Below are 13,519 nucleotides of genomic sequence, written 5' to 3' on the forward strand. Positions count from 1 at the left end.
ATCCGCGGGTAATCCGACTGGGCTTGATTGATAGTGATTCTTGTCGCGATTTACCGGGACGCGCCGACCCCTGTGGGCGTCGCTATCCGGAAATAATCGACAATAATCACTATGAGTACCCCTGGTGTGAGTGGATACTGTTCGTGATGGGGCTGTCGCCAAACGTCCCGATATTAAGTCTGTCCAGCGGTGAGAACTACTATGCCGACCGACCGGGTCACCGTCTCCCTGGATGAGGAGACCAAGGAGACGTTACAGGAACTGACCGACAGAACCGGAGAGAGTCAAAGCCAACTGATCCGCGAAGCACTCGGGTTTTACGCAGCAAATTTCGACTCAGCGCATGCGAGTGACAGCGACCACCTCCAGACGTACTACGAGATGCTTTCGACGGGCGAACACGTGCTTCTGGATATTGACTTACTGCACGCGCTTTTGAACCAGTTCGATGATCCCGCGGAGCGTGACGAGGAAGTTCTGGAGATGATCGATCAGGTAGCACAGTACCACGCCCAGGAGTACGCCGACCGGTTCGACTCCCTCGAAGGCGTTCTGGATTGGCTAGCGCTGTGTGGATTTCTGACTGTTCGACGAGCGGAAAAGGGGAGCTTTCACGTGGTTTTCCCATCCGAATCGGTACGGTGGTTGATGATTCGGTTTATCCGCGGTAGCATCGCCGACCTCCCGTTCGAGATAGAGATAGAGGAGAGCCTTTCGAAGGTGCTCATGAGAGAACGGGCGGAGTAACGTCCCAGCCGGTGAAACAGGCGTTCGCGGATCCGGGAGTGGCCTGGTCTTACGATTTCATACAGCCGGTGACGCGTACACAGAGTTCATACGACTGATGGTCCGCCTACACACAGGTCTTAACAATGTTTTTTGGCACCTGCCGGAACCGTGACAGTAGCTATCAGGACTAACAATCATGAGTATTACGCAACGACTCAAAGCCGTCGGCCCGGGAGCGATGGTCGCGGCCGCGTTCATCGGCCCAGGCACGGTCACGACTGCGAGCGTCACTGGGGCGGAGTTCGGCTATGCGCTCCTGTGGACAATGGTTTTCTCGATTGTTGCCACCATTGTTCTCCAAGAGATGAGTGCGCGACTCGGCCTGGTTTCGGGCGAAGGGCTCGGTGAGGCGCTCCGAGAGCGGTTTGACAATCAGATCGTCGAGTACGTGAGTATCTTCCTCGTCGTTGGCGCTATCGGCGTCGGGACCGCCGCATACGAGGCCGGGAATATCCTCGGCGGTGCCGCGGGGCTTGCGACAATCACGGGCATCAGCTCAACCGTGTGGGGCGTCGTGATGGGACTTGTCGCCGGAATCCTGCTCTACACCGGGCGGTACAAACTGATCGAGCGGGCGCTCGTCGGTCTCGTCGCCGTCATGGCGCTTTCCTTCGTCGCATCGGCGATACTCATCGGTCCCGACCCAGGTGCGATTGCGATGGGCTTTGTCCCCGGTATCCCTTCCGGGTCGCTGTACCTCATCACCGGCCTCATCGGGACGACCATCGTCGGGTACAACCTGTTCCTGCACGCGAGTAACGTCCAGGAACGCTGGAGCGGACCCGAGGATATCGGCCACTCGCGTATCGACACGGTGCTGTCAATCGTTGCCGGCGGCGTGATAACGATCACTATCATGGTGACCGCGGCCGCAGCGTTCGAGCCGGGAACCCAGATCAGCGACATCGGCCGGATGGCCGAACAGCTCCGACCCATTGCCGGTCCGTACGCGGAACTGTTCTTCAGCATCGGCATATTCGCCGCCGGGTTCACGAGCGCGACGACGGCACCCCTTGCGGGCGCGTGGGCGACAACGGGTGCACTGGGCTGGGATTCAGACATGCAGAGTACGCAGTTCCGTGCCGTCTGGGGAACCATCCTCGGCGTCGGGGTTCTCTCGGTACTGTTGGGTGGCAGCCCCGTCCAGATCATCGTGTTCGCACAGGTTGTCAACGGGATTTTATTGCCAATCGTTGCGATATTCCTAATCTACGCGATGAACCAGCGGGACCTTCTCGGTGAGTACACGAACGGGTCGATAGCGAACGCGCTCGGTGCCATCGTGACACTCGTCGTCATCTGGCTCGGGGTTCGCACGATTCTCGACGTGGCGGGGGTGATATAAATGACCGACCCAAAGATCGGCGTCGACGTGGGGGGAACGTTTACTGACGTGACACTGTCACTCGACGGCGAACTCGTGACGGCGAAAGTCCCGAGCACCGAAGACCAGAGTGAGGGTGTGATCGCCGGGATCGAGAAGGCGTGTGCTGAGGCCGGTATCGAGCCAGAGAGCGTGGGCGAGTTCTCTCATGCGATGACTGTCTCTGTCAACGCGCTCCTCGAAGAAGACGGTGCAAAGACCGCACTGGTCACGACCGAAGGGTTCCGGGATGTTCTGGAGATCGGTCGCCAAGATCGGCCGTCACTGTACGACCTGTCCGCGGAAAAGCCGACACCGCTGGTCCCCAGACGCCGACGCTTCGAAGTGTCCGAACGGACAACGACCGACGGTGTCGAACAATCCGTCGATGACGATGCGGTCCGGGCAATCGCTGAACAGTTACGCGAGCTAGATGTCGAGTCTGTCGCCGTCTCACTGCTGCACGCGTACGCACACCCTGAAAACGAAGCCCACGCTGCAGCCCTTCTCCGGGATGAACTCGACGTTCCCGTATCAGCCTCACACGAAGTCCTCGCCGAGTTCCGCGAGTACGAACGAACGTCGACGACTGTCGTTGACGCCTATGTACGGCCGGCGATCGACCACTACATCAGCCATCTCACCGAACGGGCGCGGCAACTCGGAGTCCCACAGCCGCGGATCATGCAGGCCAACGGCGGGATTACCGACGCCGATACAGTCAGGCGGAACGCTGTGACGACCGTCCTTTCAGGCCCCGCTGCCGGCGTCGTGGGGGCCGGTTCGATGGCGGCCGATGACACTGAGGAACAGGGCGGACTGGTCACGTTCGACATGGGCGGAACGTCGAGCGACGTGAGTCTCGTCCGCGACGGGGAGGCCGAACGGACGACGGAGGGCGTCATCAACGAGCGACCGATCAAGACGCCGATGGTCGACGTGGAAACAGTCGGTGCGGGCGGCGGGTCCATCGCCTGGGTCGACGCTGGGGGCGCGCTCCGGATCGGACCGCGCTCTGCTGGGGCCGACCCCGGCCCAGCCTGCTACGGGAAGGGCGGGACTGAGCCGACCGTCACCGACGCGAACCTCGTGTTGGGGTATATTGGAGAAAGCACCAGTCTGGGTGGCGAACTATCCCTCGATGCGGATGCTGCTCACGAGGCACTCGCAGGTCTCGCTGACGAGGCGGGTCTCGACGGCCCCTTGGAGGCCGCTCGTGGCGTCTACCGGGTCGCGAACGCAAATATGACCCGGGCAATCCGCACTGTGACCGTCGAACGGGGCTACGACCCGCGGAAGTTCGGCCTCGCCGCGTTCGGGGGTGCCGGGCCGATGCATGCGATATCGATCGCGGACAGTCTCGATATCGACCGGGTCGTGATTCCCCGCGCCTCGGGCGTTTTGTCTGCATACGGCCTGCTCGCCGCCGACGAGAAGCGCGACGCGGTACGGACGTATCAGCGGGCACTCGACGCGGCCGATCCCGACGATGTCGACACTGTCTACGAGGAACTGTCCGAAGAACTGCTGGCTGAGGTCAGCGACCGCGAAGCGGCAAAAGTACGCCACTCCGCGGACCTCCGGTACGCCGGCCAGAGCTTCGAGCTGACCGTGGACATTGACCGGCCGTTCGATACCGAAGCGGCACGGGAACGATTCGCGGCGGCCCACGAATCGGCCTATGGCTATCGGGCAGACGAATCGGTCGAACTGGTGAACTGTCGCGTGACGACGACAGTCGAACGGGAAGCGCCACCGGTCGCGTACGCTGCCTCCGGAAACCCACAGAAGGGCTCTCGCGAGGCGGTGTTCGCCGACGATGTCCGCGAAACGCCCGTGTACGAGCGGGCGCGCTTGCCCCCACAGGAGAAAATCGACGGCCCCGCAATCGTCGAGGGCGATGAGAGCACGATCGTTATTCCACCGGAATGGACCGTACAGGTACGCGACGACGGGACATTGACTGCAGAGGTGAACGACAAATGAGCGATGAGGATACGACGCCGAGCGAGAAACAGGCAGAAATCGACCCCGTAACGCTGGAAATACTCCGGAATCAGCTGGAAAGTGTCGCGACCGAGATGGGCCACGTCCTCATCCGCGGCGCGTACTCCCCGAACATCAAGGAGCGCCAGGACTGTTCGACGGCGCTCTTTGACGCGTCGGGTCGAATGGTCGCACAGGCCGAACACATCCCGGTCCACCTCGGCGCGATGCCCGACGCGGTGGATATCGTCCTCCAGCAGGACCCGAAACCGGGCGACGTGTTCATCGTCAACGATCCGTTCGCCGGCGGGACGCACCTCCCGGATATCACCCTCGTCTCGACTATCGCACCCGAAGACGACGTAATCGGGTACGCAGTCTCCCGAGCCCACCACGCCGATGTGGGCGGTAGCTCGCCGGGAAGTATGCCACCGGGCGCACAGGAGATTTACGAAGAAGGACTCCGGCTGCCGGCGGTTCGCCTCGTCGACGGGGGCGAGCCCAACGAGGCTGTTCAGGACCTTATCCGCGCCAACGTCCGGACGCCGGACGAACGCGAGGCGGACCTCCGGGCCCAACGCGCCGCGAACGACCGGGCCGAGGAACGGGTCGGCGACCTCCTGGCAGAACACGGGCCGACCCTGGTTGAGGCGTTCGATGCCGTCATCGACTACTCCCGCGAGCGGGTCGAGGCGGAACTCGACGCGCTCCCGGACGGCACGTACCGGGCACAGGACGTGCTGGAGGGCGACGGCGTGACCGATACCGACATCCCGATCGAAGTGGCCGTCACCGTCGACGGCACCGCGATCGATGTCGATTTCGCCGGAACCGCCGACCAGGTGACGGGCAATCTGAACGCGCCGCTCTCGGTCGCAAAGAGCGCGGTCTACTTCGTCGTCCGGGCTATCACCGACCCTGAGATTCCGCCAAACCACGGCTGTTACGAGCCGGTGTCCGTGTCCGCACCTGAGGGGTCGGTACTCAACCCGAACCCGCCGGCAGCGGTCGTCGGCGGGAACGTCGAGACGAGCCAGCGCGTCATGGATGTCACGCTGGCGGCGCTTGCCCAAGCAGTCCCCGACGAGGTTCCTGCCGGCGGGCAGGGGACGATGAACAACCTCATCATCGGGGATCGGACCGGCGATTTCACTTACTACGAGACGATCGGTGGTGGGTTCGGTGCACGTCCGGATAAAGACGGCATGGACGGCGTCCAGGTCGGCATGACGAACACGCTCAACACGCCCGTTGAAGCGCTGGAGACCGAGTACCCGCTCCGGGTCGAGCGGTACGCGCTGCGCCCATCGAGCGGTGGCGATGGCCGATACCGCGGTGGATTGGGCCTCGAACGAACCGTCACCGTCGAGACTGACGCTACTGTGTCACTGCTGACCGAGCGTCGGCGGACGGCTCCCGCTGGAATCGACGGTGGAGAAGACGGCGCGACAGGCGAGAATCTGATCGACGGCGAGCCGGTCCCCGCGAAAGCGTCCGTTGATGTCGCGGCCGGGACGACGGTTTCAGTCCGAACACCCGGTGGTGGCGGCCACGGCGATCCATCACAGCGGGACCCGGAAGCGAGGGAACGTGATCGACGCGACGGGAAAGTAGGCGACCGGTGACGTATTGACTCGGTCCCGCCCTGATGGGAACTCACTCTGGTCCTATTGTGGGGAAGTGCCTTTTATTCGCTCGCGGCTCGTATCCGCTAGTGATGGACTGGCACAATCAGTCAGCAGGAGACCGCGAGCGGCTGCCAGCGGAAACGCTCTCGCCGCTGGCAGCGCGGGTCGACGAACTGCTGGCGCTGTACCGGTACGAACTCACTCCCGCTATCGATGCGATCAATGCTGCCGTTGCTGGGTACGGCGGATTGTTCGACCCGGAGACCTCCGCCGATGAGATACAAACGGCGATCGATGACATCCTCGAAGCCGGTGTGCCAATGTCACAACAGGACGCTCCTGATACCGCCGTCTCACGCGCCGTCCTCTATGTGGACGGCAGTGCCCACAGCAACGGACCGGCCGGTGCCGGTGCTGTGATTCAGGCCGACGGGACACAGATCGCGGGACTCGGCCGGCCGGTCGGCTCACGGACGAACAACAACATCGCCGAATACGCTGCCCTCCATCTCGGATTACGGTCGCTGACTGCACGGTGTGCCCCCGATTCCGTCGAGATACGGATCGACTCGATGACTGTTATCAACCACATCTGGGGCGACAGCGAGAGCACTGTGCGAGCGACGCCATACAGCACGGCGATAACTGACCTCCTGTCGACGCTGCCTGCCCACGAATGGACACACCTCGCGGATAGCGATCCGAATCCGGCCGATGCACAAGCGACTGTCGGGGCCGATATCGCAGCCCTCGGCCCCGGGTGAGTCAGTGTTGCCAGCAAATAGGCTCCGTTACTGTGATACGCTTTCAGCCTGCACGACCCAACAATGCAGTGGTTCTCTGACTGAATAGCGGCAGACAGTACCACACTTCATCCCTAACTGTGTCCCCAGAGAAGATGCCTCAGGTCAGTCAAACAGCCCTTCTTCGTGGAAGCCGGTCATCAGGTCGTCAATAAGGGCTTCGGCTGTCTCGTACGGGTAGTCCTGATAGTCGGCGTATTCCGATCCGAACTCCATCACTCCGACGCTAACATCACCTGCTTCGAAGGTCGTCCCCGCCCCGTCCGGAAGCACTGGAATCAGTTCCATCGGCTCCTCGATGGGGTAGTCCGCATCGTTGAAGACCTTCTCTAATTCTTCCCTGAGTTGTTCAGCGGTTTCTTTGGACATAGTGATGGTTCGGTAGAAAGAGAGAAAAGGGTTGTTTTGTGCTACCAGCCTACAGCCATCGTCTTCTGTGCTACCGGTTCTTATGGCCGTATTTTGAAAGACGATTGGTCGGATAGATTTTGAAACCACTGCTTTTTGTTGGCGGCCTAGACAGCCGTTCATCATCCAGACACGCCCTCTGGGGCAGTCGTAACAACTCTATAGCTCCATCACCTACACGCGATACTGTGCGTTTCAGTCATCGGGTCCGAGCGCTTACAATTCCCGAAGGCCTTCGGGACGAGATAGCGGCACATATCGCGGCGAGTCACCCCCACGAGGCTGGCGGATACCTCGCGTGTACGCGACGGGACGGCCGGTTGGACGCCACCGAACATATCCCGCTCGACAACGAATCACAGAGGCCACGCCGGCGGTTCGTCGCCAGGCCCACCGACGACCTTCCGCCGGAGCCACGCGTTTTCTATCACTCACACACGTCGGCGTCGACACCGTCTGGACTGACGGGCACCGACCGCCGAAACATCCGTGACCGGTTCGCGCTCGTCGTGTTCGCTCCCCATGGAGAGCCATACAGTTACCGACTGTTCCGGCTGGGATTGTTTGATTGGCGCGAAGTGGCCGTGACGGCGCAAGAGACGACCGAGGACATGGCCAGACTGCCACGCCTCGTCTGACCCCGCTGTTGTGAGCGCGGCGCGTCACTGTCGTGTGCCGGGTACGAAGCGAAAGAACGGTGGAGACAGCCAAGCCTTACCCGGCTAGTCTTCCTCGCCGCCGGCCACGATATTGGGGTTGCTCTGCTTTTCGACGCTGTAGATCGGGTAGTCGTCCTTGGTGAAGTACGCGATGACGAGGAACGAGACCAAACCGACCGTGGCGGCGATGAACGTCGGTAGGCCATCGAAAGCAGCAGTAAAGATGTCGTTGGGAATGTACAGGAGCGTGTTCTCATAGGCGTAGGTCGTCGGCACCAACACGAAGAGGACGAGCCGGGTCGCAGAGCCGGAGAGCATCGACCCGAGCGCCGCCGGCGTGGTCGCGATATCGGACCAGTACAGCCCCATAACAAGCGGGACAAACGCACCGGCCAGCATGATGTCGAACGCCAGCACGAGCAACATCCCGGTCGCGGATACCCGTATCGCGAGAAACACTCCCAGCAGCGTAATCGGGACCGACATCAGGCGCGTGACCGTGAGAAGTTTGTCACTCTCCGAGCCTAACAGTCCCTCCTCGACCCCGCCGTCTGCGGCCGTTGCCGGACTGCCAGCACTCTCCTCGTCGACGCGGATGTTGCCGATATTCCGGGCGATGACCGCCGAAGTACCCAGTATTGCACCGTCACTCGTCGAGAACGAGGCAGCGACGATACCAGCGAGGACGAGTGCGGCCAGCCATGGGGGAACGGCGTTTTGTAACAGCGTGTACAGCACGGCCTGGCTCCCGGTCTCGACACCGAGCGAGGTGAGAATCGGATTTGCCGACAGCGCGACGACGGAGAACGGGACGCCGATGATGATCGTGCCGGCCGCTCCGATGAAGCAGGCTTTCTGTGCGGTTTCGGGGCTATCAGCCGCGAATACGCGCTCCATGAAGTCGATGGCGACGATGTCACCGAGACCCAGGGCGACGATGGTGGCGAGGTTGATGTACGCCCCCTGGCTCGGGTCGGTGAGTTGGCCGAGGTTCGTCGGCCCCATCCCGGAGGGGATCGTGAGGCCGTAATTGGTCGTGACATAGACGATGAGCGCGATGGAGCCGACGAACGCGACCCCCGCCTGTATCACGTCGGTGTAGGCGACCGAGAACAGCCCGCCGGCGACAGTGTACGCGAGGACGAGTCCAGCGATGATGAACACGCCCAACTGGAAGCTCGTGCCGACGAAAATCTGGAAGAGGTAGCCGCCGGCGACGAGGTTCCCCGCCAGCAGGAACGCGTAGGCGACGGACATAATCATACTCGCAACGATTTCGGCGGTGCGGCCGTACTTCCGGCGATAGAAGTCCGGCAGCGTCGTGAGGTTGAGTCGGTTCATCGGCTTCGCGAAGAACAGCCCGGTGAGGGTCAGGCAAAGCGCCAGCCCGACGGGCAGTGCCGCACCGGCCCAGAAGCCGAAGCTAGCCGCGAGGTCGGTGTTGCCAAGCGTCGCGTTCGAGTCGAGTGACTGCGCCATCAGCGTCGCCGCGGCCAGCGGGAGGATGAGTCCACGACCGGCGACGATGTAATTGATGCTGTCGCCCTTGACCTTCTGGGCGACGTAGAAGCCAATCGCCATCATCGTCACAATGGTGGCAGCGAGGCCGTAGAGGATGACGCTCACGGCGAACCACCCTGAACCACGATTGAACAGATATATTCGGTTTTACCACTCGATTCCACGTCTTTAGCGCCCCATAGGTTTGGGATCGGACGGTAATGAGTCACATGAGTTCCGTTTTGAGCACTACATAAAGCCGTTATGACAGTATTGTTTACACAGTAGAGTTATCCCGCAACGCACATGGACTGTAGGTGTACGTAGGTGGACACATGTACAGTAGGCAACCGCATGAGGTTCCTAGAACTGTTTTAATACTAAGATCGGATTGGGCAAGAGAACCCAATATTGTTCACTTCTGTCCGCGATTGAAGAATTTGTACCAACCGGAAATAAAAAACGTGGGGCATTCGTATATCTAGTAGAGCAATTGATGGACGTACCGCAACACCGTAGGAGTACTACACAGTGACGCCCGACCCGATTCGAATGAAACGGAAGGTCCAGCAGTTGGGCTCATCCACGCTGGCGGTGACGGTGCCTGTCGACTGGGCGCGCCAACACGACATCTCGAAGGGTGATGAAGTCATCGTCCAGCGCGACGAGAACGGCGGGTCGCTGCTCGTTGTCCCTGAACAGCCCACTATCGAGGATGTGGAGGCGACCATCGACGCCGACGCGCTGACCGCCGATGCTCTGGAGCGGGCCATCATCACGCAGTACGTGCTGGGTCGGCAGCTTATCCGGGTTGAGGCAACAGCACCGCTGGGTCTCGAACACCGCAACGCAATCATGAACGCTGAGCAGCGGCTGATGGGGCTGGGTATCGTTGAGCAAGCTGAAACCACGGTGACGGTACGATGTTCGGTCGCACCGGAGGACTTCGACCTTCCGACGCTGCTTGGTCGGCTCAGCCGCACCGAGGCGGTGATACGCGGGGATGCTCTGACCGCGCTCATCGAGGGTGACACCACCCTCGTCGAGACGGTGGAAAGCCGCCAGGAACAGGTCGAGAAGCTGTTTTACCTGTTCCTGCGACTGGTGTTTACTATCTACCGGAACCCGCGGCTGAATCAGGCCGTCGGACTGGAGACTGGCTTCCCCCTTATCGGCTACCGGTCAGTCGCTCAGGACGTGGTGTTGATGACGGACACAGCCATCGAGATCGCGGGATTAGCTACTGAGTCGGCGACGCCCGACCCGACCACCGCGGCGATGCTTACCGACCTCGGGGACGCACTCGACGACGCCGCGAGCGCAACCCGGTCGGCAGTGACGACGCCGGATTACGACGCGACCGAAGACGCCCGCACCGCGTTCGAACTTGTCGATGAGCGGATCGCGGATCTAAACGCCCACCTCGAATCCGAGCGCCCCGAACCGTTGCTCGCGCTCCAGCGCGCCGTCGTCCTGTTGGAGCGAAGCGCCAGGCACGCCCGCGACAGCCTTTCGGTTGCGACCCATCTGGCTTTCCGGAACGACCCGTCGCTGGTCACCGGGGAGTGACCGCTGTCTGAAGGTCGCCAAGCGACAGGCGTCATTAAACACCTTAAGGAAACTCGTACGGTACATGCCCACTCGTGGTCATAGGAGTAGGTTTTACACATCCGAAGGAAGACTTTTCAGTAGTTCTCAAGCATCTATTTCTGTCGACAAACGCAGTGGATTTGGCCAGTTCAAATCCGAAAAACTACATATCATGACTGACCGAAACGGCGACGACATCTACGGCGAAAAGCACAAAGAAGCGAACGAACCCATCTTCAGCGGCATCCCGACGTTCCTCAAACTCCCGGAGGTCGACCGCGACGCTCTCGACGAGGAGGGCGTTGACATCGGTATTCTGGGCGCACCGCTCGATACGGCCACGACTATTCGTCCGGGCACCCGCTACGGCCCGCGTGCGGTCCGGGCCGCCTCAACGGTTCCCTCGCCACCCTACGAGCACTTCAACATCGAGACCGGTATCGACCCCTTCGATACGTTCAGTGTCGCCGATACCGGCGATGCGGCTGTCTCCCCTGGCGATACCCGCCAGAGCCAACTCAATATCGAAGACGCCGTCTACGAGATCAGCGAGCAGGCAACGCCTATCGTCATCGGCGGTGACCACTCCATCTCCTATCCCGATATCAAGGGCTGGGCCGAAGCCAACGGCTACGAGGATATCGGCCTGATTCACTTCGACTGTCACGCCGATACCGGCGACGAGGGGCTGACCGGCTTCGAGTACGATCACGGTGCATGGGTCAAGCGCGTCTTCGACGACGGCCTCATGGCCGGCGAGAACTACACGCTCATCGGCCCGCGTGGATTCTGGCCCGGCCCGGACACCTACGAGGAGATGCGAGAGGCCGGTATGAAGTGGTACACCTCCATGGAAGTTGGCGGGATGGATCTCGACGACATCGTCACCGACGCCGTTCAGCGCGCCACCGACGGTACCGATGCCGTGTGGGTCTCCTTCGATGTGGACGTGATGGAACCGGCCTACGCGCCCGGGACTGGGGAACCAGAGCCCGGCGGTCTCATTCCGCGTGAAGCCATCTACATGGTCCGAGAGGTCGTCAAGGCACTCGACCCCGAGGACTTCGGCTTCGACGTGGTCGAGGTGTCGCCGGCCTACGACACAAGTGACAGTAGCTCCTACAACGGCGGTGTCACCAGCGGGCTGGCCAACCGGCTCATCATCGAGGTCATGGGAAGTATGGCACTCGCAGAGAAGGGGCTGGAATCGGGCGACCCGATCAAGCCGAAGGAACCGCTCGGTCCAACGGGGGAAGCCGAGACGCCCGCCGACGATTAATTCCTTCGACTATCTATATCATTGATATGGGGTTCCGACAAGGGTGCACAGAATTTCCGGTTACGTCGCCGGAGCAAACTACTGGCCACCAGCCACAGTCAGACAGCTCTGTCCACTCTATCTGTGCCCAGTAAACACGAACACTGCATTTCCCGCTGCTGAGGTTCGTGCTCCTTAGTCCAACAGACGGTCTCGGCCAATCGTGATTTGGTTTGACCGCTCTGGCTGTCGGTCAAACACCGCAACCACTGAACTGGAATCTGGTAAGTGCGGCAGTGTATATTCCCCGTCAGCGTGTTCAATAGTGACCGTCTCAGTTCCGAGTAGCGAGTCAACCGGGGTTTGCGCTACACGAAGACCCGTTTCATCCCATGACTCAATGCGCCAGAGTGCCGTATCGAACAGGCGATCATAGGCGATAATAGCGCTTTCGTCAGAATCCACCCGGTATTCGATTGTCCCATAGCGAAATACTTGATCGAAACACAGCAAGAGAACTGGGATTCCAAAACTTGCGATACTAATTGTGGCGACGATACTCCACGCTCCGCCAATCGCAAACAGCACTGCAACAAGCAACCCCAAACCGACAACATAGAGCAGTCCTGGGTGTTGCGGGAATCGGACTGGACCACCGAGTATTCGTCCCCAGCGAGTAGGACGGACTCGCTCAAATTGATTGGTGTGCGTCCAATCAACCGACTTTGCCCGCGAGGGTGCCTCTTGCCAGCCGTACTCCTGGTCGTATGACTTGAAATAAATAGCCAGTCGGTCGCTGTAGACGCCCAGATAGTCAGATACGAACTTGAAACCGATGATCATGAGCAACAGGGGCAGTCCGACGGCAGCCGGATCGAGAGCACCCAGTTCCGCTTCAGGTCCCTCTGTGGCTGCTGTTACCAATACTATAGTGAGTATGCCGCCAAATACGACGGTAACCATTCTGAAAAGCAATCCACGAAACGCGGTCTGAGAATTGTGTCTCCGATACTCCCCGTTGTAGAAATAATTCCGTACGGTCAGCACGCCTGTCGAAATAAAAATCCCGATGGCTGCCGCTGTCACGCCAGCTATCGTGTCCGAAGCGGGCTCTGGCAGTGGGCCGACGAGCAGTGCGCCGGTGAAAAGCCAGGCACTCGCGATGATGAGAACAGTAAGCGGGAGAACGACCACCGTTGTGAGGTAGACTCGCAGACCGGTCCGTGGGACTGAGAGGCTATATTGTCGTGCCGCAAGCGCACCCACGAGTACACTGTCGGTTTCAATTTCCGGTGGCCGACCAGCGAACAGTGACCGGACGAGCGCCCACACCGAGTCGATACCGAGTTCGAGCCAGTAAAGGAGCAACAGTCCGGCCGCACTCCAATCGAGTAGAATGACACCGATGACGGGGAGCACATTCGCAACGCTGATGCTGAGTAGCTCTGTCCGACGGCTGTTCTCTGTACTGAGAAGCCGTCTGGCCAGGGGCATTACTCTGTGATGACAGCGTCTACCGTATGAATGAACTGATT

Annotated in this window: 11 protein-coding genes; 8 read left to right on the forward strand and 3 right to left on the reverse strand. The window is 60.6% G+C overall.

What is annotated here, in order from left to right; translation table 11 throughout:
• The first annotated feature begins 201 nt into the window (after positions 1-201).
• The 5 genes from Harman_RS20275 (at position 202) to Harman_RS20295 (ending at position 6,530) form a co-directional block, all read left to right on the forward strand.
• On the forward strand, positions 202-747 hold the full coding sequence (locus tag Harman_RS20275; RefSeq protein ID WP_137685499.1) for a ribbon-helix-helix protein, CopG family: 546 nt from the start codon (positions 202-204) through the stop codon (positions 745-747).
• A 178-nt stretch (positions 748-925) separates the two neighbouring features.
• Positions 926-2,134, forward strand: a complete 1,209-nt coding sequence (locus tag Harman_RS20280; protein WP_137685500.1) for an Nramp family divalent metal transporter — start codon at positions 926-928, stop codon at positions 2,132-2,134.
• Entirely contained in the window at positions 2,135-4,138 is a 2,004-nt protein-coding gene (locus tag Harman_RS20285; RefSeq protein ID WP_137685501.1) for a hydantoinase/oxoprolinase family protein, read from the forward strand.
• Positions 4,135-5,763, forward strand: coding sequence for a hydantoinase B/oxoprolinase family protein (locus tag Harman_RS20290; protein WP_137685502.1), 1,629 nt, complete (start codon positions 4,135-4,137; stop codon positions 5,761-5,763). The genes Harman_RS20285 and Harman_RS20290 overlap by 4 nt, the downstream gene beginning before the upstream one ends.
• Before the next feature lie 92 nt (positions 5,764-5,855).
• A complete protein-coding gene (locus Harman_RS20295; RefSeq protein ID WP_137685503.1) occupies positions 5,856-6,530 on the forward strand; it encodes a ribonuclease HI family protein in 675 nt (224 codons plus the stop codon).
• A gap of 144 nt (positions 6,531-6,674) precedes the next feature.
• Here the strand turns inward: Harman_RS20295 and Harman_RS20300 are convergent, their stop codons facing one another.
• On the reverse strand, positions 6,675-6,938 hold the full coding sequence (locus Harman_RS20300; protein WP_137685504.1) for an MTH865 family protein: 264 nt from the start codon (positions 6,936-6,938) through the stop codon (positions 6,675-6,677).
• Positions 6,939-7,165: 227 nt separating this feature from the next.
• Here Harman_RS20300 and Harman_RS20305 point away from each other — a divergent pair, with 227 nt between their 5' ends.
• Complete coding sequence (locus Harman_RS20305; RefSeq protein ID WP_235007283.1) at positions 7,166-7,615, forward strand: Mov34/MPN/PAD-1 family protein; 450 nt, start codon at positions 7,166-7,168, stop codon at positions 7,613-7,615.
• Between the two features lie 84 nt (positions 7,616-7,699).
• Here the strand turns inward: Harman_RS20305 and Harman_RS20310 are convergent, their stop codons facing one another.
• Entirely contained in the window at positions 7,700-9,262 is a 1,563-nt protein-coding gene (locus tag Harman_RS20310; RefSeq protein ID WP_137685505.1) for a sodium:solute symporter family protein, read from the reverse strand.
• Between the two features lie 426 nt (positions 9,263-9,688).
• Here Harman_RS20310 and Harman_RS20315 point away from each other — a divergent pair, with 426 nt between their 5' ends.
• Together Harman_RS20315 and Harman_RS20320 are read left to right on the forward strand one after the other, a co-directional pair.
• Positions 9,689-10,705, forward strand: a complete 1,017-nt coding sequence (locus Harman_RS20315; RefSeq protein WP_137685511.1) for an AbrB/MazE/SpoVT family DNA-binding domain-containing protein — start codon at positions 9,689-9,691, stop codon at positions 10,703-10,705.
• Positions 10,706-10,898: 193 nt separating this feature from the next.
• Positions 10,899-12,005 carry an agmatinase family protein gene (locus tag Harman_RS20320; protein WP_137685506.1) on the forward strand — a complete coding sequence of 369 codons (1,107 nt, stop codon included), beginning with the start codon at positions 10,899-10,901 and terminating at the stop codon, positions 12,003-12,005.
• Between the two features lie 174 nt (positions 12,006-12,179).
• Here the strand turns inward: Harman_RS20320 and Harman_RS20325 are convergent.
• Positions 12,180-13,519, reverse strand: a 1,340-nt coding sequence (locus Harman_RS20325) for a DUF6498-containing protein (RefSeq protein ID WP_235007285.1), incomplete at its 5' end; no start/stop codon positions are given.

Origin of the sequence: Haloarcula mannanilytica, from assembly GCF_005406125.1 — an archaeon.
Classification (GTDB): domain Archaea; phylum Halobacteriota; class Halobacteria; order Halobacteriales; family Haloarculaceae; genus Haloarcula; species Haloarcula mannanilytica.